Source organism: Methylobacterium sp. WL103 (assembly GCF_008039885.1).
In the GTDB taxonomy this organism is placed as follows: Bacteria; Pseudomonadota; Alphaproteobacteria; order Rhizobiales; family Beijerinckiaceae; genus Methylobacterium; species Methylobacterium cerastii.
This window is the reverse complement of sequence record NZ_VRUX01001296.1, coordinates 1-441: the sequence shown is the minus strand read 5'-3', so window position 1 is coordinate 441 and position 441 is coordinate 1. Positions and strand designations below refer to the sequence as shown.

Genomic DNA, 441 nt, shown 5'->3' with positions numbered 1-441 from the left:
GCCCTGGAGCACGCCGCCCCGTGCGAAGGCCGCGTCCGCCCCGACGGCGGAGCCGAGCAGGCTGTTGACCAGGCCGGTGATGCCGGTGCGGACCGGCTTCAGCGCCGCCCGGACCGCGGTTCCGGCCAGGCGCGTCCCGAGGGAGCCGAGCACCCCGTCGAGCTGGCGCCCGGAGGTGAGGCTGCGCGTCAGGGCCGTCGACAGGCTCTGCCCGAAGCGCTGGGCGAGCTTGTCCAGGGTGTCGAGCTGCTTGATGCGGGCGGCGTTCGCCCGGTCGAGGTCGGTCTCCGCCATGGGTCTCTCCTGCAAGCGCGGACCGGCCTCACGCCGTGTCCGGATGGTCCTGGATCAGCCGCGCCAACCCGTCGCGGCCGAGCCCGGCGCCACTGGCTCGGAGCCCGGCGGCGAAGAGCAGCTCGCGCGGCGTGGCGCGCCAGAGGT

At 75.7% G+C, this 441-nt stretch carries 1 pseudogene; it reads right to left on the bottom strand.

Going from position 1 to position 441, the window contains the following annotated elements:
- Positions 1 to 294: pseudogene (locus FV222_RS29070) on the bottom strand (phage tail tape measure protein); the annotation flags it as partial.
- Positions 295 to 441: the final 147 nt, after the last annotated feature.